Genomic DNA, 17,279 nt, shown 5'->3' with positions numbered 1-17,279 from the left:
GCGGTATAGCTCGCATGAAGTGCGAGGCGAAAAAGATGGTTTCGCGTGACTTTTAGTGACTTTTGAAAGGGCCTCCATGTCGCTGTTCGACCTTACCGGCAAAGTCGCCATCGTCACCGGCTCCAGCCGCGGGATCGGCAAGGCGAGCGCGATCGAACTCGCCCGCGCCGGTGCCCGCGTCGTCATCTCCAGCCGCAAGCAGGACGCCTGCGACGCCGTCGCTGCCGAGATCAACGCCGCGTTCGGGGAGGGTCGGGCGATCGCCATTGCCGCCAGCATCTCCGACAAAGCCGCCTTGCAAGCACTGGTGGATCAGACGCGCGCGGCTTGGGGCCAGATCGACGTGCTGGTCTGCAACGCCGCGTCCAACCCCTATTACGGCCCGCTCGCCGGCATCGCCGACGACCAGTTCCGCAAGATCCTCGACAACAACATCCTGTCGAACCACTGGCTGATCCAGATGGTCGCGCCCGAAATGCGCGAACGGCGCGATGGCTCGATCGTCATCGTCTCGTCGATCGGTGGCCTGAAGGGCTCGGACGTCATCGGCGCGTATAACGTGTCCAAGGCCGCGGACTTCCAGCTCGCCCGCAATTATGCGGTCGAATACGGCCCGGACAATGTCCGCGTGAACTGTATCGCGCCCGGCCTGATCAAGACCGACTTCGCCCGCGCCTTGTGGGACACGCCGGAGGCGGAGACGCGCTCCAGCCGCCACACGCCCTTGCGACGGTTGGGCGATCCCATCGATATCGCCGGCGCGGTCGTCTATCTCGCGTCCGACGCCAGCCGCTACATGACCGGCCAGGCGATGGTCGTCGATGGCGGGGTGACGATCTGATGGCGCGCTTCACCGACAAATCGATCATCGTGACCGGCGCCGGCAGCGGCATCGGTCGTGCCGCCGCCATGGCCTTCGCCGCAGAGGGTGGGCGCGTGCTGGCCGCCGACCTCACCGACGGGGCCGACGCCACGGCAGACGCGATCCGTCAGGCCGGCGGCACGGCCGAAGCGCTGCGCATCGATGCCGGCAGTGAAGCCGATGTCGTCCGCGCGATCGACCTCGCCTGCGAACGCTTCGGCGGCCTCGACATCATGTTCGCCAACGCCGGCATTTCGGGCGGCATGGCCAACATCTTCGACACCGACGTCGCGCTGATCACCGACGTGTTGCGCGTCAATCTGATCGGCCCGTTCCTGGCGATCAAGCATGCGGCGCCGCGGATTGCCGAGCGGGGAGGCGGGGCGATCGTGCTGACCGCCAGCGTCGCCGGCATCCGCTCCGGCGCGGGCTCGCCCGCCTATTCGGCGTCGAAGGCGGGCGTCATCAACCTTGCCGCGGTCGCCGCGCAGCAGCTGTCGGGCAGCAACGTGCGGGTCAACGCCATCTGCCCCGGCCTCACCGAAACCGGCATGACCAAGCCGACGTTCGATTATGCGCGAGAGGCGGGCAAGATGGACCGCGTCGGCCGCCTCAACCCCCTGCGGCGCGGCGCCCAGCCGGAAGAGCTGGCCAAGGTCGCCCTGTTCCTCGCCTCCGACGATGCCAGCTACGTCAACGGGCAGGCGCTGGCGGTCGACGGGGGACTGTCCTCCAGCCATCCCGTCACGCGCCAGGAATATGGCAAGACCGCCGTCTGACTTGATGCCGTCACGCAGCGCGCGCAGGATGCGGCCATGCTGCTGATCCTCGCCGCCGCTCTCGCCGCCCCGCAGGCCGCTCCCCTGCCGATCATTTCGGTGCCCTCCGTCCCGCGCGCGCCGGAGTCGGGGCAATGGCTGCTCCACTGGACGATGAGCCCGGTGCTGTGCCGCGACGGGGGCAGCCAGCCGCCGGTGGTGGCCGCCGAACCGCGCCGCACGGTCCTCTATTGGACCGGCAACGGCCGCGGCTCCGCGACGTTCGACTTCCGGATCGATGCCAGCGGCCGGCCGCTGTCGATCGCGCGCCGCGGCAGTGCCTATCTGCAGGACGGCGAGGATATCGCCCCGGCGCTCGCCGCGACCCGCTTCGCTCCGGGTGCTGCGCGAACGGGGTGCGTCGTCACCTTCACACCCGATGTCAGCTCGGTCGCTGGTGCGCCGCTGCACGATGTCATCGCGACCTTCATGACGCCGCGGACCACGCCGCCGCGCAGCATCTGGGATCGCATCCATGCCGGCGGCGATTGCGGCGATCCGGCCCCGCAAGCGCTGCTACGTGCCTTTCCGGATTTCAAGGCGTTGCCCGATCAGCCGGGCTATGTCAGCTGGACGCTCATCGGCTTCGACCTGTCGGGCGATGGCAAGCCCAAGGCGATCCACACGCTCGACAGCAGCGGCGCAGCGCCGCTCGACCGGGCGGGGCGCGAGGCGGTGGCGCGCTCGCGCTTCGAGAAGGGCGCCCGCAAGGCCTGCACCTTCGGCTATTTCAAGGCGCCGACCCTGCTGCCCGCGCCGCCTGCGCCCGAAGAAGATGCCTGGCGCCCTGCCGCGACAACCTGCCCGCGCGAGCATGTCTGGAACCGGCAACCGCAGCTCGTCTACCCGACCAACTATAATGCGCGCAGCATCGAAGGCTGGGCGATGGTGACGTTCGACGTCGCGCCCTGGGGCGAAATCGGCAACGTCCATGCGCAGGCCGCCGAACCGACCGCCGATTTCGGCGCGGCCGCCGAAAACATGCTGCGCAGCGCGACGTTCAGGCCCGGCCCGGGCTATGTCGGCTGCATCGAACGCGTACGCTACGTGATCCGCAAGCCAGGCGAAAAGCCGGCATACGTGCCGCCGCCCGTCGTCACGCTGACGCCGATCAGCCGCGCGGAGCCCGCTTCCGGATCAACCCCTCCTGCGCGACGCTCGCCACCAGCCGACCCTCCTGCGTGAAGATACTGCCGCGGTTCATACCGCGCGCATGACCCGCCCAGGGACTGTCGGTGACGTACAGCAGCCAGTCGTCCGCGCGGAACGGCTCGTGGATCCACAAAGCATGGTCCAGGCTGGCGGTCTGCATTTCGGGCATCAGCCAGTTCACGCCGTGCGGCATCATGCTTGTCGCCATCAACGCCATATCGGAGGCATAGGCCAGGGCCGCGCGATGCAGGGCCGGATCGTCGCCGATCGGCGCGGCGGTGCGGAACCAGGCGGCGTTGTTCGGTGCGCGCTTCTCCGGCAGGAACCAGCTGCGCGGGTATAGCGGCCGCATCTCGATCGCATTCTGCCGCCGGGTGAAGAAGTCCCGGAACTTCTCCGGCACCTTATCCGCGACGGCGAGGCGCAGCTCGCGCTCCGACTTCAGCGTCTCCGGCGCCGGCACCTCGGGCATCGTGTCCTGATGGTGCAGGCCGTCCTCGGGCGCCTGGAACGAGGCGGTCATCGTCAGGATCGGCTGGCCCTGCTGCATCGCCACCACCCGGCGCGTTGCGAAGCTCTTGCCGTCGAAGTCGCGCGTCACCTGATACACGATCGGGAAATTCTCGTCGCCCGGCCGCATGAAATAGGCGTGGAGCGAATGCGCATCCTTGCCCTCGACCGACCTCTGCGCCGCCTGCAACGCCTGCGCGATCACCTGTCCGCCGAACACCCGACCGCGGCCACCCGGTTGGCGGGGGCCGCGGTACAGATCGGTATCGAGCGTCTCGACGTCGAGCAGCGTGACGAGCATCGCCGCCAGCTCTTCGGGCGTGCGCTCGCGATGCTCGATTACGGCCTCGTCCCCCATCAATAGCCTGCCGCGCGCGCCAGCCGGTCAGCGTGGAAGCCGGTATCGCCGAACATTTCGGCCAGTACCCGGGCGCGCTTCATGAAGAAGCCGATGTCGTATTCGTCGGTCATGCCGATGCCGCCATGCATCTGAACGCCTTCCTGAACGCTGAGCGTCGTCGCCATGCCGGTCATCGCCTTGGCAACCGACACCGCCTCGTCCGCGTCATCCGATCCGGCGTCAAGCAGTTGCTGCGCCTTCAGCACCGCGGCGCGTGCGACCTCCAGCTCGCTGTACAGGTGCGCGGCGCGATGTTGCAGCGCCTGGAAGCTGCCGATCAGCGTGCCGAACTGCTTGCGTTCCTTCAGATAACCGACGGTCATGTCCATCGCGCCACCGGCGACGCCCAGCATCTCGGCCGACGCACCCGTCCGGCCGGCCCGCAGCAGCCGGTCGAGCCCGCCGCGTCCGCCATCGACCTCGCCGATCACCGCGTCGGCATCGACCGTCACGCCGTCGAAGGTCATCCGCGCGGCGAGGCTCGAATCGGCCAGCCGCTCCGGCGACGCCTCGAGACCCGCGGCATCGCGCGGCACTGCGAACAGCGTCACGCCGTCCGCATCCTCCGCCGACCCGGCGGTGCGCGCGGCGACGATCAGCAGGTCTGCGACATGGCCATGCGTGACGAACTGCTTGGCACCGTTCAGGCGAAATCCGTTGCCCGCACGTTCGGCGGTCATCGCGATCCGGTCGCGATGCTTGGGGCCTTCGTCGATCGCTAGCGCGGCGATCGTGTCGCCCGAGACGATGCCGGGGAACCAGCGTTCCGCCTGCGCGCTGCCCTTCAGCGCCTCGACCGCTGCGACCGCGGTGGCGAGGAAGGGGGAGGGGGACAGGTTGCGCCCGATCTCTTCCAGCACCACGCCCGCTTCGACATGGCCGAGGCCCAGGCCGCCCTGCGCTTCGGGCACCAGCACGCCGTTCAGGCCCATCTCGGCAAACTGCTTCCACAGGTCGCGCGAAAAGCCGGTGGGGTCGTTCGCGTCGCGAAGCGCGCGCAGGTGGCTGACGGGCGCATGTTCGGCGACGAAGTCCTTCGCCGTATCGCGCAGCATCGTCTGTTCGTCGTTAAGGTAGAGGGGCATTCGAATGTCTCCAAAGCCCTCTCCCTGTGGGAGAGGGTTGGGTGAGGGTGGGGGAGCCTTTACGCTTCCTTCCGACCCTCACCCTTCCGCCGTGCTGCGCACGGCTCCCTCCCTCTCCCGGTGGGAGAGGGACATGTTGCCTACGCTCCGGGCAGTTCCAGGATGCGCTTGGCGATGATGTTGAGCTGGATTTCACTGGTCCCGCCCTCGATCGAATTGGCCTTGGTGCGCAGCCAGGCGCGGGGCGCAGCGCCGGTGTTCGACCGCTCGCTTTCCCATTCCAGCGCGTCCGAACCGCCCGCCGCCATCATCAGCTCGTGGCGATCCTTGTTCAGCTCGGTGCCGACGTACTTCATCATGCTTGGCTGGGCGGGATGCGCGCGCCCGGCCTTCAGCTCGTCGATGAAGCGCTCGCTCATCGCCGCGAAGGCCTTGGCACGGACCTCGAACAGCGCGATCTGCGTGCGCAGCACCGGGTCGGCGAGACGACCGTCATGGTCCAGCCCGATCGTCGCGATCGCGCCCGCCACCAGCGGGCTTTCGCCCTGACCGCCCAGGCCCATGCCGGAGATCATCTCCCGCTCGTGGCCGAGCAGATATTTGGCGACGTCCCAGCCCTTGTTTTCCTCGTGAATGCGGTTCGCCTTGGGCACCTTCACATTGTCCATGAAAGTTTCGCAGAAGGGCGAATAGCCGCTGATCAGCAGGATCGGCTTGGTCGAGACGCCCGGGCTTTCCATGTCGAACAGCACGAAGCTGATGCCGCCCTGCTTGGACGCCTTGCTGGTGCGGACGAGGCAGAAGATCCAGTCGGCCTTGTCGGCGTAGCTGGTCCACACCTTCTGTCCGTTGACGATGTAGTGATCGCCCGCATCCTCTGCGCTGGTCGCGAGGCCGGCGAGGTCGGACCCGGCATTGGGTTCGGAATAGCCCTGGCACCAGCGGATTTCGCCGCGCGCGATCTTGGGCAGATGGTCCAGCTTCTGCTCCTCGCTGCCGTATTTCAGCAGCGCAGGCCCGAGCATCGAAATGCCGAAGCTGTTCAGCGGGTTGCGCGCCCGCATCGCGCGCATTTCCTCGCGCAGCACCTTGGTTTCCGCCGGCGACAGCCCGCCACCGCCATATTCCTTCGGCCAATCAGGGACGGTCCAGCCGCGTTCGCCCATCACCTTCAGCCATTGCGCCTGCGCCGGATTGGCATTGGGATCATAGTGGCGTCCACCCCAGCAGACGTCCTGATCGCCACGGATCGGCTCGCGCATGTCTGGCGGGCAGTTCGCCTCCAGCCAGGCACGGGTGTCGGCTCTGAATTGATCGAGATCGGTCATCATTGGCTCCAGGCAAGCGCATGCGCCGCGCGGGCGGCGGCAAGCGCGGTGCGGTCTTGATACAAATCGGCGATCACCTGCACGCCGATCGGCAGGCCGTCGCCATCGCGGCCGATCGGCACACTGGTCGCAGGCAGCATCGGCAGCGTGGCGAGGCCGGGAAAGGCGAACTGGTGGAGGAACGGCGTATCCTCGCCGTCGATGTCCAGCCGTCGGTGGGGCAGGGGGGTATCGTCGTGTGGAAAGGCGGTCATGCCGACGGTCGGCGCGATCACGACATCGTACGTCTCGAACAGGCGGCGCCACCGGCGCTGCATCCGCGCCTGCTCGTCATGCAGGTGCAGCCAGGTCGCCAGTGTCGGCGGCTCATGCCCGGGCGGTTGCGGCCCGCGCACCGACATCGCGATGTTGAGCATCTGTTCGTAGGCGGCGTTCTGCCGCTCGAGGTCGGGCAGCAGGTCGCTCGCCGTATCGACCGTCGCACCTTGCGCGCGGAAGCGCTCGGCAAGATCGTCGATCGCATCCCGGATCGCGCGCTGCACCTTCGCCTTGGGCGCATCGACCAGCAGCAGGATGCGCCACTCCTCGCCATGGCGCTTGGCGGGTGCAAGCGGGTGGTCGGCAACGATCTGCAGCGCCGCCTCCAGATCGTCCGCATCGCGGGCCAGGGGCCCGATCACCGACAAGACCGACTTGGCGAAGTCGGTGCCGGGAAAGAAATGCCCGTCGGTCGGCAATACGCCATAGGTCGGCTTGTGCCCCCAGACGCCGTTGAACGCCGCCGGCACGCGGATCGAGCCGCCAATGTCGGACCCGAACTCCAGCGGCACCATGCCGCTCGCCAGCGCGACCGCGGACCCGCCCGACGATCCACCCGCCACGCGCGCCGGATCGAACGCATTGCGGGTGCGGCCATAGATCGGGTTGTTCGATTGGATATCGGCGAGCCGCGGCGGCACGTTGGTCTTGCCGAGCACGATCGCGCCCGCGGCCTTCAGTCGCTGCACGGCCACCGCATCCTCCGCGGCGACGAAGTCGCGGAACTGCTCGACGCCGAACGTCGTCGGCAGGCCGGCGACGTTGAAGCTTTCCTTGATCGTCATCGGCACGCCGAGCAGCGGCGCGTCGAACCCTTCCGCTATTCGTGCATCGAGCGCGCGTGCCGCAGCGCGGGCACGGTCATAGTCTTTCACCACGACCGCGTTGAGGTCAGGATTCGCCGCCTCGATCCGCGCGATCGCGGCTTCGGTTTCGGCGAGGGCGGTGGTGTCACCGGCACGGACGGCCGCGGCAGTGGCGAGGGCGGAGGGCGGGGTCATATGCCCGTCGCTTCGGCAAAAGGCTTGTACCCCCACACTCCGTCATTCCCGCGAAGGCGGGAATCCATAACCGCTACCGTATCGAGAGAGTCGTGACGTCTGCGCGTCTGGATCCCCGCCTGCGCGGGGATGACGAAGAGGGGGAGGGCCCTCACTTTAACCGCCCACCGCTGGCCGCGGCATCCTTCAGGCTCTTCGCCGCGGTGAAGCCGTGCTTCTCCAGCCCCGCCACGATCTTCCCCAGTCCCTCGCTCTGCGCCCAGAACATCGGGCCGCCGCGATAGACCGGCCAGCCATAGCCGTAGATCCACACCACATCGACATCGCTTGCCCGCTGCGCCTTGCCTTCCTCCAGGATCAGCGCGCCTTCGTTGACCATCGTGTACAGCGTCCGCTCGACGATCTCCTCGTCGGTCACCTCGTGCTGCGGCGTGCCGGTCTTGTCGCGCCATTCCTGGATGATCTCGGCGACCCGCGGGGACGGGGTGGGGTTCCGCTTCTCGTCGTAATCGTAGAAGCCCGCCTGCTTCTTCTGCCCCCAGCGCCCTTCGGCGGCGAGCGCGTCGCGGACGTTCTCGATACGGTTGGGGTCGCGATGCCAGCCGATGTCGACGCCGGCGAGGTCGGCCATCTGGAACGGCCCCATCGGCATGCCGAAGGCGACATGGACGCGGTCGATCTGTTCCGGCGTCGCGCCTTCCAGCAGCAGCTTGTTCGCCTCGACCTGCCGCGGCATCAGCATGCGGTTGCCGATGAAGCCATAGGTGACGCCCGCCACCACGGCGACCTTCTTGATCTTCTTGGCAAGGTCCATGACCGTCGCCAGCACGTCCGGCGCCGTCTTCGCGCCGCGCACCACTTCCAGCAGCTTCATGACGTTGGCCGGCGAGAAGAAGTGCATGCCGACGACGTCCTGCGGTCGCTTGGTGACGGCGGCGATTTCGTCGATGTCGAGGTAGGAGGTGTTGCTGGCGAGGATCGCGCCGGGCTTGGCAATGCTGTCGAGCCGCGTGAAGATCTCCTTCTTCACGTCCATATTCTCATACACTGCCTCGATGATGAGGTCGCATTCGCCCAGCGCGTCGAAGTCGAGCGTGGGGGTGAGGGCGCCCATCGCCGCTTCGACCTGTTCGGGCTTCATCCGGCCCTTGGCGGCGGTCGCCTCGTAATTCTTGCGGATCACGCCGGTGCCGCGATCCAGCGCCTCCTGCGCCATCTCGACGATCGTCACCGGGATGCCCGCCGACAGGAAGTTCATCGCGATGCCGCCACCCATCGTGCCGGCGCCGATCACGCCGACGCGTTTGATCGGGCGCTTGACGGTGTCGGCGGGGACGTCGTCGATCTTGGCCGCCTGACGTTCGGCGAAGAAGATGTGGCGCTGCGCGGCGGATTGGTTGCCCATCATCAGCTTCATGAATTCCTGCCGTTCGAAGGCGATGCCGTCCGCGAACGACGTCTCGGTCGCCTTCACAACGCAGGCGATGTTGGCGGCGGGCGCGTCGAAGCCGCGGAAGCGGCGGCCGTTGGCCTTTTCGAACGCGGCAACCGCATCCGGGTCGGGCTGCACCGTCCGCTCCGACGCACGCGGGATCGGCCGCTTCGCCTTTACCTCGTTCGCAAAGGCGATCGCATCCGCCTCCAGGCTGTCCTCTCCGACGATCTTGTCGATCAGGCCGGCCTCCTGCGCCTTCTTCGCGCTGATCGGATCACCCTTGGCGGTCATCTCCAGCGCCATCGCGACGCCGGCGATCCGCGGCAGCCGCTGCGTGCCGCCCGCACCGGGCAGCAGGCCGAGCTTCACTTCGGGCGTGCCGAGCTTCGCCGAGGGGACCGCGACGCGATAATGACAGCCCAGCGCCACCTCGCACCCGCCACCCAGCGCCGTGCCGTGGATCGCCGCGACGATCGGCTTGGTCGATGCCTCGATCATGTCGACGACGGTGGGCAGGCCCGGCTCGACCATCGGTTTGCCGAACTCGGTGATGTCGGCGCCGGCGAAGAAGGTACGGCCATCGCAGCGGATCACCATCGCCGCGATCGAGGCATCGGCGACGCCTTCCTTGATCGCGGCCTCCAGCCCCTGCCGCACGGCTGCGCCCAGCGCATTGACCGGCGGGTTGTCGGAAATGATGACGAGTACGTCGTCGTGGCGTTCGGTGCGGATCGGCGAAGTCATCGGGTCAGTCCTTCCTAAGGCGTCCCCCGGTCGGCGCCGGGGTCACGAAATGGTCAATTGAGCGCGGCGTAGATCATCGTCTTCAGCTCGCGCCGGATCGGGTAGAGGCCCGACGGGCTCAGCTGCGTCATGAACACCATGTGCAGCCGCTCGACGGGGTCGATGAAGAAGGCGGTCGAGAACATCCCGCCCCAATAATATTCGCCCTTCGATCCGGGCATCATCGTGCGGGCAACGTCCTGCGTCACGGCAAAGCCCAGGCCGAAGCCGGTGCCGGCATTCTGCGTCTCGCTGAACAGCGACCGCGACAGGCTGCTGAGGTCCTTGCCGCCGGGTAGGTGGTTCATCGTCATCAGCTCGAGCGTCTTGCGCCCGACGATCCGCGCGCCGTCCAGCGATCCGCCATTTTCGCACATCCGGCAGAAGCGGTGATAATCGAGCGCCGTCGACACCAGGCCACCGCCGCCGGACAGCAGCTTGGGCTGTCGGCTCCACGCGCTCACCTCGCCGCGATCGTAGATCACCCGGCCCTTACCCTCGACCAATGTATAGCAGTCGGTCAGCCGGTCGGTCTTGTCCTCGGGCACCGCAAAGAAAGTGTCGTGCATGCCCAGCGGGCCGAAGATGCGCGTGGCGAAGAACTGGTCGAGCGGCATCCCCGACACGCGCTGCACCACTGCGCCGAGCACGTCGGTCGCGACGGAATAATTCCACGCCGTTCCCGGCGAAAACTCCAGCGGCAGCTTGCCCAGCGCCGCGACGAAACCGTCGAGGTCATGGTTGCCGTGCCAGCTCTCCAGCTTCGATTCGCGATGCGCGGCGTCGATATTCGACCGGTTTTGGAAACCATAGGTCAGCCCGGCGGTATGGCGCAGCAGGTCGAGCATACGCATCGGCTCGGTAGTCGCTTTGGTGACGAACGGAACGCCGCCGCCGCCGCCGTCATAGACGCCGACGCCTTTGAACTCCGGCAAGACGTGGTGGACAGGCGTATCGACCGCGACCTTGCCCTCCTCGACCAGCATCATGAAGGCGAGGCTGGTGATCGGCTTCGTCATCGACGCGATGCGGAAGAGCGAACGTTCGTCGATATTTGGCCCGCCTTCGCGCGCCGCCCCCTGATGCGAGAAATGGGCGATCTCGCCATCGCGCGCGATTAGCAGCTGTGCATTCGGCAGGCGTCCGGTGTCGAGGTAGCGCGCCTTCAGAAACGCGTCGATCGCCGCCAGCCGATCGGGGGCGAAGCCCAGCGCGCGTGCATCGGTGTCGGCCATGCGGTGACATACCCCAGTTTCGAACTTATCTGCTCTATTGCCTTGAGCGGCGGCGGAATCAACAGTAACCTTTCATCGAAACACCGTAACCGCAAGCGCGGGCGGGACGATATGGAGAGGATGCCGACATGGCCAGCGCGCCCGCTAGCGAGCCGATCGTACCCCTGCCGCCGACATGGCCGGCGATGCCGCTGCCCCAGGTGGATGCGCTGCTGACCGCGCCCGGCGCGAAGTTCGAGATGGACGAGGTCGTGATCCGCGGCGTGCCGACTCGGGTGTGGAAGAACGCACCGCCGTCGATGCGATTCCTGATCGAGGCGAGTCGCGGCCACGGCGACCGGTTGTTCGTCATCTACGAGGACGAGCGCGTGTCGTATGAGGCGCATTACCGCGCCGTCGCCACGCTTGCGGCGCATTTGGTTTCCCTGGGTGTCGGGAAGGGGGATCGCGTTGCGCTCGCGATGCGCAACCTGCCCGAATGGCCCGTCGCCTTCTTTGCGGCCGTATCGATCGGCGCGATCATGGTGCCGCTCAACGCCTGGTGGACGGGTGCCGAGCTGGATTACGGGCTGCGCGATTCGGGTTCGCGCGTGCTGATCGTCGATGACGAACGTCACGCGCGGTTGCACGATGTCTATGGCAGCCTGCCGCAGTTGGAGCGGGTGGTCGTCGCGCGCGCGTCGATGCCGCTGGCGGAGGGCGTGGAGCGGCTCGAAGATATCATCGGGACGCCGCACGACTGGCCGAACCTGCCCGTCACGCCGCTGCCGCCCGCCGACATCGCCCCGGATGACGAGGCGACGATCTTCTACACCAGCGGCACGACCGGCGCGCCCAAGGGTGCGCTGGGCACGCACCGCAATTTCATGACCAACATCCTGTCGAGTGGGTTCACCGCGGCGCGCAGCTATCTGCGCCGCGGCGAAACGCCGCCCGATCCCACACCGCGCGTTAGCCTCACCGTCATTCCGATGTTCCACGTCACCGCCTGTTCGGCGGGGATGATGGGAACGATCGCGACCGGATCGACGACGATCTACATGCGCCGCTGGGACACGGCGCGTGCGCTGGAGATCATCGAGCGTGAGCGCGTCAACATGACCGGCGGCGTGCCGACGATCGCCTGGCAGCTGCTCGAGCACCCAGATCGGGCGAAATACGATCTCTCGTCGCTGGAAACGATTGCTTATGGCGGCGCACCCTCGGCGCCCGAACTGGTGCGGCGCATCTATCAGGAATTCGGCGCGCTGCCAGGCAATGGCTGGGGGATGACGGAGACGACCGCGACCGTCACGCAGCATGGCGCCGAGGATTATCTCAACCGACCGGCGAGCGCGGGCGCGCCCGTCGCCGCGGCGGATATCGAAATCCGTGCCGACGACGGCGTCACCGTTCTGCCCCGTGGCGAGATCGGCGAGCTTTGGGCGCGCGGGCCGATGATCGTGAAGGGCTATTGGAATAAGCCCGAAGCGACCGCCGCGACCTTCGTGGATGGCTGGGTGCGCACCGGCGACCTCGCGCGGATCGATGACGACGGCTTCCTGTTCATCGCCGATCGCGCCAAGGACATCGTGATTCGCGGCGGCGAGAACATCTATTCGATCGAGGTGGAGAACGTGCTCTACGCCCACCCCTCGGTCACCGACGCCGCGCTGGTCGGCATCCCACACCGGACGCTGGGCGAGGAGCCGGCGGCGATCGTCCACCTGTGCCCCGGCTGCACCGCGACCGAGGCGGAATTGCAGGGGTTCGTGCGGGAGCGGCTGGCGGCGTTCAAGGTGCCCGTCGCGATCCGCTTCCTGCCCGAACCGCTGCCGCGCAACGCCAATGGCAAGATCCTGAAACGCGAGCTGAAAGCGCTGTTCGAGGATCATTCCGCCGCCGCCGCTTAGGCGGGTGCAAACAGAAGGGTGGCGGCGCGCGAAAATGCGCTAGAGCAGGGGGATGGCCGACGATCCCGATCCTGCTCCCCCGTCACCCCCCATCACGCCCGAGGAGCAGATCGCGCTCGGCGCGCCGCTGATGCCCGGCACCCGCAGCGAGATCGGCCGCATCGCGCAGCGCCGCGATCGTCTGCTCGCCGCCTTCACGCTGATCGCCGGTATCGGCCTTGCGCTCGGCACGCCCTTCGCGCTGAAATCGGGCGCGGAATTCTTCCTGCCGCTGACGACGGCGCTGGTGATCGCCATCGCGCTGGTGCCGGTGCTCGAATGGCTCGAACGGCGCGGCATCCCCTCCGCGATCGCAGCGCTGTTCTGCATCCTGGTGTTCCTGATCATCGCCAACATCGCGATCGCGGCGATCGTGGTGCCGGCGACGGACTTCTTCCAGCTGCTGCCCAGCCGGATCACGCGCATCCAGCATAATCTGTCGCCGTTGCTCGACCTCTATTCGACGCTCGAAAAATCGGTGAACAAGATGTTCCGGCAGATCGCGTCGACGCCGGTGCGTCAGCCGCAGACCGCCGCGGTCGCACCGCCCAGCTCGATCCTGGAACTGGCCGCGACGTCGGCACCGACGGTCATCGTCCAATTCTTCTTCGGTATCCTGATCGTCTTCTTCTTCCTGTCGGGCTGGACCGGACTGCGCAAGAAGACGATCACCGGGCGCACCAGCTTCGACGGCGCGATGGCGACCGCCCGGGTGATCCAGGACGTCGTCGATGACGTGTCCGCCTATCTGGGCACGATCACGCTGATCAACCTCACTCTGGGCGGTATCGTCGCGGGCGCGCTGTATTTCCTCGGCATGCCGTCGCCGCTGATGTGGGGCGGTATCGTCGCACTGCTCAACTATATCCCCTATTTCGGCCCGATCCTGGCGGCATTCCTGCTCGCGATCGGGGGGTTGATGACCTTCACCGACATCTGGCTGGCACTGATTCCGCCGGGCGTGATGATCGGCTGTCACCTCGTGGAGGCGAATGCGATCACGCCGCTGATCGTCGGCCATCGGCTGACGATCAGTCCGCTGATGATCCTGGTGTCGATCAGCTTCTGGGGCTGGGTATGGGGCACGACGGGCGCCGTTCTGGCGGTGCCGCTGCTGATCATCATCCAGACCGTGCTGGGCGCGGCGGGCAAGCCCGACATCGCCGGATTTCTGTTCGAACACGGCACATTGGTGCATCAGGAACGTGCCCGGCGACGCCGGAGTGAGGGGGAGGGCGAAGAAGGTCGTTGACACCCCCCGCGCCCTCGCTTAGTGGGCGCGCCTCAACGCTTTCAGCGGGTGTAGCTCAGTTGGTTAGAGCGCCGGCCTGTCACGCCGGAGGTCGCGGGTTCGAGCCCCGTCACTCGCGCCATTCCTCCCTGGAATGGTATGATTTGCCGAGACAAGCATAGCGCATTGCGCCGCGTGCCTAACACGCGGGTGTAGCTCAGTTGGTTAGAGCGCCGGCCTGTCACGCCGGAGGTCGCGGGTTCGAGCCCCGTCACTCGCGCCACCGGTCAGCACCGGTGGCATCCGCCCCAAGGGCGTCGATCCTCTCCTCATATGTCATGGCTCGCGTCAGCCGATCGGGCGGCGTCCATCGGCTATCCAAACACGGGCTTACCGTGCTTCTCGACACGCGCAGGGCGCGCAGACTGCGTTACCGCCAGCGCCCGGTCTCCATCCACAGCAGCAGCGGCTTGAGCGGCAGGATCCAGACGATCCCGGCGACGAGATAGAAGGGTGCCTGCAGCCACCACGGCCATGTGCCGACGACGCCCGACAGGCTGACGATCCCGACGCACCAGATCGCGATCAGGCTCAGGATGATGAGCATGCCGGCGGGTTTGCGCCACGTGGGGGTCATAAGGCGATCCAGTCTGATTCGGTGGCGATGGCGTGGAGCGGCACATCCCACGGATCGGCCGGCAGCGCAGCGACTCGCTGCACCGACCATGCAATCCCCACCCGCCACGCATCAGGATGCGCGGCAAAGGCGCGATCGTAATGTCCGGCCCCTTGGCCCAGGCGATTTCCCGCGTCGTCGAAGCCCACGAGTGGCGTCAGGATGATGTCGGGCGACACCTCGGGCGCATCGGCTGAGGGTTGTAGCAGGCCGAAGGCGCCGCGTTCCAGCGGGTGCGATGCGTCCCACGACAGGAAGCGAAGCGGCGCGGCCCGCGTCGTGACGTGGGGCAGTGCGAGCGCGCATCCCGCCGCACGCGCCGCGTCGGTGAGCGGTGCTGGATCGGCCTCGCTGCCCAGCGGCCTATAGCTCGCGACGATCAATCCCGGCCGCAAACGTTCAACGAACGCCGCGGCCAGCTTGATCGGTGCCTGCGGCGCGAAGCCGTCACGAACAGCGCGCAGGTAGGCGCGGAGGGCGAGCTTGTCGGTCATCGCTCCACGCGGTCACGAGAGGAGAGGGGCGGGTGGCGGGACCGCCATGGCCGTGTGCCAAAATATCCACTGACGCCCTGTAACGTCAGGTGGGGACCATGTGCGTCGGACCAGGATCCGGGCAGGGACAGCCCCCATGGATGATGAATAGCCTCAGGGATAAAGTAAGGCTCGTACCGGGCAGAACCCGCCGCCAACCAATTTAGGATGGGCGGAGCGCACTGGCAATGGGGCAGGGGCCTTATCCTGCCGCCGGATCGTGCTCCAGTGCGTCGGCCAGCGCTTCCAGCCGATCGGCGATGCGTTGCAATGCTGGTTCGCTCACCGCCGCGCCCTCGGGCGGGCGCTGGCGGACGTCTTCCAGGGCGTCGGCGAGCATCAGGGCGACGAACAGCATCGCCCGCTCGCCCGGTACGCCGCCCGCGGCGCGCAGGGCCGCCGGCCAGCGCTCGTCGAGCATCTTGCCCAGCTCCACGAGATGCGCTTCCTCACCGTCGCGGCAGGCGACGGTGTGCGGACGACCGCCGATCGGTAGCGAGACGTTCGCCATCAGGCCGGCGTCCCACGGGCGATCACGTCGTCCAGCGCGCTCACCGCTTCGGCCATGCGCGCCTTCAGCGCCGCATGGCGGCGCGCCAGCGCATCGCCTGCCGCGGCGCGGGCCGCGATCGCGGTTTCGATTCGGGCGATCGCCGCGTCGATGCGATCGACGGCGCTCGGCGTATCGGGGGGCGTGTCGGGGAGCGGTTCGGCCATACCTCCTGACCTAGGCTCGCGCCGGGGCAGCGGCAAGTCGTCAAACCGCTTCGCGCAAACACGATCCGCGCATGGCCCGCGGTTGACAGACGGGCGTTCCCCCTCGCAAAGGCGGGGCCGCTTTAACACGTTTAACGCGGCCCCGAATCCGATGCGCCGCGACCCATTGCGAGGAGTGAAGCAGATGACGGTGAAGGTTGCGATCAACGGCTTCGGCCGCATCGGCCGACTGGTGGCGCGCGCGATCATCGAACGCGGTGCCGGCGACCTCGAACTGGTCGCGATCAACGACCTCGCCGATGCCAAGTCAAACGCCTGGCTATTCAGCCGTGACAGCGTTCACGGCAAATACCCCGGCACCGTCACCGCCGAAGGCAACGACCTCGTCATCGACGGCAAGCGTATCCGCGTCACCGCCGAGCGCGATCCCGCCAACCTGCCGCACAAGGAACTGGGCGTCGATCTGGTGCTCGAATGCACCGGTTTCTTTACCGACAACGTCTCGTGCCAGAAGCATATTGATGCGGGCGCGAAGAAGGTGCTGATCTCGGCCCCGGGCAAGGGTGTCGACCTGACCGTCGTTTACGGTGTCAACCACGACAAGCTGACCGCCGAGCACACGATCGTGTCGAACGCGTCCTGCACCACCAACTGCCTGGCGCCGGTCGCCAAGGTACTGAACGACACGGTCGGCATCGAACGCGGTCTGATGACCACCGTCCACGCCTATACCAACGATCAGAAGATTCTCGACCAGATCCACCCGGACCTGCGTCGTGCGCGCGCTGCCGCGATGAGCATGATTCCGACCACCACCGGCGCGGCCCGTGCGGTGGGCGAGGTGCTGCCCGAGCTGAAGGGCAAGCTGGACGGTTCGGCGATCCGCGTGCCGGTGCCCGACGTCAGCCTGATCGACCTGACCTTCACGCCGAAGCGCGACACGACGAAGGACGAGGTCAACGCGATCCTGAAGGCCGCGTCGGAAGACGGCCCGCTGAAGGGCGTGCTCGTCTATTCGGACGAACCGCTCGTCTCGATCGACCTGATGCATTCGCCGCAGTCGTCGACCGTCGACAGCCTGGAAACCGCGGTGCTCGACGGCAAGCTCGTCCGCGTCGTCAGCTGGTACGACAACGAATGGGGCTTCTCGAACCGCATGGTCGACACCGCGACCGCCATGGCGAAGTTCCTCTAAGGCATCGCCAATGACCCATTCCGTCATTGCGAGCGGAGCGAAGCGATCCAGAGCGTCACGCACGACGCT

General features: G+C 67.1%; 16 protein-coding genes and 2 tRNA genes. 8 read left to right on the top strand and 10 right to left on the bottom strand.

Going from position 1 to position 17,279, the window contains the following annotated elements:
* Positions 1 to 76: 76 nt before the first annotated feature.
* Genes A7E77_RS01315 through A7E77_RS01305 form a run of 3 tightly spaced genes read left to right on the top strand, consistent with a single transcriptional unit; the run spans position 77 to position 2,865 of the window.
* Positions 77 to 841: an SDR family oxidoreductase gene (locus A7E77_RS01315; RefSeq protein ID WP_063685354.1), complete on the top strand. Its 765-nt coding sequence runs from the start codon at positions 77 to 79 to the stop codon at positions 839 to 841.
* Complete coding sequence (locus A7E77_RS01310; protein ID WP_063685352.1) at positions 841 to 1,641, top strand: SDR family NAD(P)-dependent oxidoreductase; 801 nt, start codon at positions 841 to 843, stop codon at positions 1,639 to 1,641. The genes A7E77_RS01315 and A7E77_RS01310 overlap by 1 nt, the downstream gene beginning before the upstream one ends.
* 36 nt (positions 1,642 to 1,677) lie before the next feature.
* Positions 1,678 to 2,865: an energy transducer TonB gene (locus A7E77_RS01305; protein WP_063685350.1), complete on the top strand. Its 1,188-nt coding sequence runs from the start codon at positions 1,678 to 1,680 to the stop codon at positions 2,863 to 2,865.
* Here A7E77_RS01305 and A7E77_RS01300 read toward each other — a convergent pair.
* The 6 genes from A7E77_RS01300 to A7E77_RS01275 form a co-directional block, all read right to left on the bottom strand.
* Positions 2,792 to 3,700: an acyl-CoA thioesterase gene (locus tag A7E77_RS01300; protein WP_063685348.1), complete on the bottom strand. Its 909-nt coding sequence runs from the start codon at positions 3,698 to 3,700 to the stop codon at positions 2,792 to 2,794. The two genes, A7E77_RS01305 and A7E77_RS01300, sit on opposite strands and share 74 nt — an antisense overlap.
* The gene (locus A7E77_RS01295) at positions 3,700 to 4,827 is read right to left on the bottom strand and encodes an acyl-CoA dehydrogenase family protein (RefSeq protein ID WP_063685346.1); all 1,128 of its coding nucleotides are present in this window, start codon (positions 4,825 to 4,827) and stop codon (positions 3,700 to 3,702) included. Before A7E77_RS01295 ends, A7E77_RS01300 begins: the two co-directional genes overlap by 1 nt.
* A gap of 140 nt (positions 4,828 to 4,967) precedes the next feature.
* Positions 4,968 to 6,158, bottom strand: coding sequence for an acyl-CoA dehydrogenase family protein (locus A7E77_RS01290; protein WP_063685344.1), 1,191 nt, complete (start codon positions 6,156 to 6,158; stop codon positions 4,968 to 4,970).
* Positions 6,155 to 7,474, bottom strand: a complete 1,320-nt coding sequence (locus tag A7E77_RS01285) for an amidase family protein (protein ID WP_063685342.1) — start codon at positions 7,472 to 7,474, stop codon at positions 6,155 to 6,157. The genes A7E77_RS01290 and A7E77_RS01285 overlap by 4 nt, the downstream gene beginning before the upstream one ends.
* A gap of 151 nt (positions 7,475 to 7,625) precedes the next feature.
* Positions 7,626 to 9,653, bottom strand: a complete 2,028-nt coding sequence (locus A7E77_RS01280; protein WP_063685340.1) for a 3-hydroxyacyl-CoA dehydrogenase NAD-binding domain-containing protein — start codon at positions 9,651 to 9,653, stop codon at positions 7,626 to 7,628.
* 53 nt (positions 9,654 to 9,706) lie between these two features.
* Positions 9,707 to 10,927, bottom strand: a complete 1,221-nt coding sequence (locus A7E77_RS01275; protein ID WP_063685337.1) for a serine hydrolase domain-containing protein — start codon at positions 10,925 to 10,927, stop codon at positions 9,707 to 9,709.
* A 128-nt stretch (positions 10,928 to 11,055) separates the two neighbouring features.
* Here A7E77_RS01275 and A7E77_RS01270 point away from each other — a divergent pair, with 128 nt between their 5' ends.
* The 4 genes from A7E77_RS01270 (at position 11,056) to A7E77_RS01255 (ending at position 14,372) form a co-directional block, all read left to right on the top strand.
* Complete coding sequence (locus A7E77_RS01270; RefSeq protein ID WP_063685335.1) at positions 11,056 to 12,819, top strand: class I adenylate-forming enzyme family protein; 1,764 nt, start codon at positions 11,056 to 11,058, stop codon at positions 12,817 to 12,819.
* A 52-nt stretch (positions 12,820 to 12,871) separates the two neighbouring features.
* Entirely contained in the window at positions 12,872 to 14,110 is a 1,239-nt protein-coding gene (locus tag A7E77_RS01265) for an AI-2E family transporter (protein ID WP_017979201.1), read from the top strand.
* A gap of 44 nt (positions 14,111 to 14,154) precedes the next feature.
* Positions 14,155 to 14,231: transfer RNA gene (locus tag A7E77_RS01260), tRNA-Asp, on the top strand.
* Between the two features lie 64 nt (positions 14,232 to 14,295).
* Positions 14,296 to 14,372: transfer RNA gene (locus A7E77_RS01255), tRNA-Asp, on the top strand.
* Positions 14,373 to 14,519: 147 nt separating this feature from the next.
* On the opposite strand, the gene A7E77_RS01250 is transcribed toward A7E77_RS01255, so the two are convergent.
* The 4 genes from A7E77_RS01250 to A7E77_RS01235 all read right to left on the bottom strand — a co-directional run bounded on the left by A7E77_RS01250 (position 14,520) and on the right by A7E77_RS01235 (position 16,015).
* The gene (locus A7E77_RS01250; RefSeq protein ID WP_063685333.1) at positions 14,520 to 14,726 is read right to left on the bottom strand and encodes a DUF2842 domain-containing protein; all 207 of its coding nucleotides are present in this window, start codon (positions 14,724 to 14,726) and stop codon (positions 14,520 to 14,522) included.
* Complete coding sequence (locus tag A7E77_RS01245; RefSeq protein ID WP_063685331.1) at positions 14,723 to 15,259, bottom strand: 5-formyltetrahydrofolate cyclo-ligase; 537 nt, start codon at positions 15,257 to 15,259, stop codon at positions 14,723 to 14,725. Before A7E77_RS01245 ends, A7E77_RS01250 begins: the two co-directional genes overlap by 4 nt.
* Before the next feature lie 241 nt (positions 15,260 to 15,500).
* Positions 15,501 to 15,809 (bottom strand): cell division protein ZapA, encoded by a 309-nt coding sequence (locus tag A7E77_RS01240; RefSeq protein ID WP_043059765.1) that lies wholly within the window; start codon positions 15,807 to 15,809, stop codon positions 15,501 to 15,503.
* Positions 15,809 to 16,015 (bottom strand): hypothetical protein, encoded by a 207-nt coding sequence (locus tag A7E77_RS01235; protein WP_017979197.1) that lies wholly within the window; start codon positions 16,013 to 16,015, stop codon positions 15,809 to 15,811. Before A7E77_RS01235 ends, A7E77_RS01240 begins: the two co-directional genes overlap by 1 nt.
* 184 nt (positions 16,016 to 16,199) lie before the next feature.
* Here A7E77_RS01235 and gap point away from each other — a divergent pair, with 184 nt between their 5' ends.
* Complete coding sequence (gene gap / locus A7E77_RS01230; protein WP_020486529.1) at positions 16,200 to 17,210, top strand: type I glyceraldehyde-3-phosphate dehydrogenase; 1,011 nt, start codon at positions 16,200 to 16,202, stop codon at positions 17,208 to 17,210.
* The last annotated feature ends 69 nt before the right edge of the window (positions 17,211 to 17,279 follow it).

The organism is Sphingomonas sp. NIC1 (assembly GCF_001638925.1).
In the GTDB taxonomy this organism is placed as follows: Bacteria; Pseudomonadota; Alphaproteobacteria; order Sphingomonadales; family Sphingomonadaceae; genus Sphingomonas; species Sphingomonas aquatilis.
This window is presented reverse-complemented; position numbering and strand designations above follow the sequence as displayed.

What these genes read in the sequence shown, in the direction of transcription:
- A7E77_RS01295 (WP_063685346.1), bottom strand. Translation starts at nt 4,827, where the DNA reads ATGCCCCTCTACCTTAACGACGAACAGACGATGCTGCGCGATACGGCG.
- A7E77_RS01310 (WP_063685352.1), top strand. Translation starts at nt 841, where the DNA reads ATGGCGCGCTTCACCGACAAATCGATCATCGTGACCGGCGCCGGCAGC.
- gap (WP_020486529.1), top strand. Translation starts at nt 16,200, where the DNA reads ATGACGGTGAAGGTTGCGATCAACGGCTTCGGCCGCATCGGCCGACTG.
- A7E77_RS01240 (WP_043059765.1), bottom strand. Translation starts at nt 15,809, where the DNA reads ATGGCGAACGTCTCGCTACCGATCGGCGGTCGTCCGCACACCGTCGCC.
- A7E77_RS01250 (WP_063685333.1), bottom strand. Translation starts at nt 14,726, where the DNA reads ATGACCCCCACGTGGCGCAAACCCGCCGGCATGCTCATCATCCTGAGC.
- A7E77_RS01290 (WP_063685344.1), bottom strand. Translation starts at nt 6,158, where the DNA reads ATGATGACCGATCTCGATCAATTCAGAGCCGACACCCGTGCCTGGCTG.
- A7E77_RS01265 (WP_017979201.1), top strand. Translation starts at nt 12,872, where the DNA reads ATGGCCGACGATCCCGATCCTGCTCCCCCGTCACCCCCCATCACGCCC.
- A7E77_RS01245 (WP_063685331.1), bottom strand. Translation starts at nt 15,259, where the DNA reads ATGACCGACAAGCTCGCCCTCCGCGCCTACCTGCGCGCTGTTCGTGAC.
- A7E77_RS01305 (WP_063685350.1), top strand. Translation starts at nt 1,678, where the DNA reads ATGCTGCTGATCCTCGCCGCCGCTCTCGCCGCCCCGCAGGCCGCTCCC.
- A7E77_RS01275 (WP_063685337.1), bottom strand. Translation starts at nt 10,927, where the DNA reads ATGGCCGACACCGATGCACGCGCGCTGGGCTTCGCCCCCGATCGGCTG.
- A7E77_RS01300 (WP_063685348.1), bottom strand. Translation starts at nt 3,700, where the DNA reads ATGGGGGACGAGGCCGTAATCGAGCATCGCGAGCGCACGCCCGAAGAG.
- A7E77_RS01270 (WP_063685335.1), top strand. Translation starts at nt 11,056, where the DNA reads ATGGCCAGCGCGCCCGCTAGCGAGCCGATCGTACCCCTGCCGCCGACA.
- A7E77_RS01315 (WP_063685354.1), top strand. Translation starts at nt 77, where the DNA reads ATGTCGCTGTTCGACCTTACCGGCAAAGTCGCCATCGTCACCGGCTCC.
- A7E77_RS01235 (WP_017979197.1), bottom strand. Translation starts at nt 16,015, where the DNA reads ATGGCCGAACCGCTCCCCGACACGCCCCCCGATACGCCGAGCGCCGTC.
- A7E77_RS01280 (WP_063685340.1), bottom strand. Translation starts at nt 9,653, where the DNA reads ATGACTTCGCCGATCCGCACCGAACGCCACGACGACGTACTCGTCATC.
- A7E77_RS01285 (WP_063685342.1), bottom strand. Translation starts at nt 7,474, where the DNA reads ATGACCCCGCCCTCCGCCCTCGCCACTGCCGCGGCCGTCCGTGCCGGT.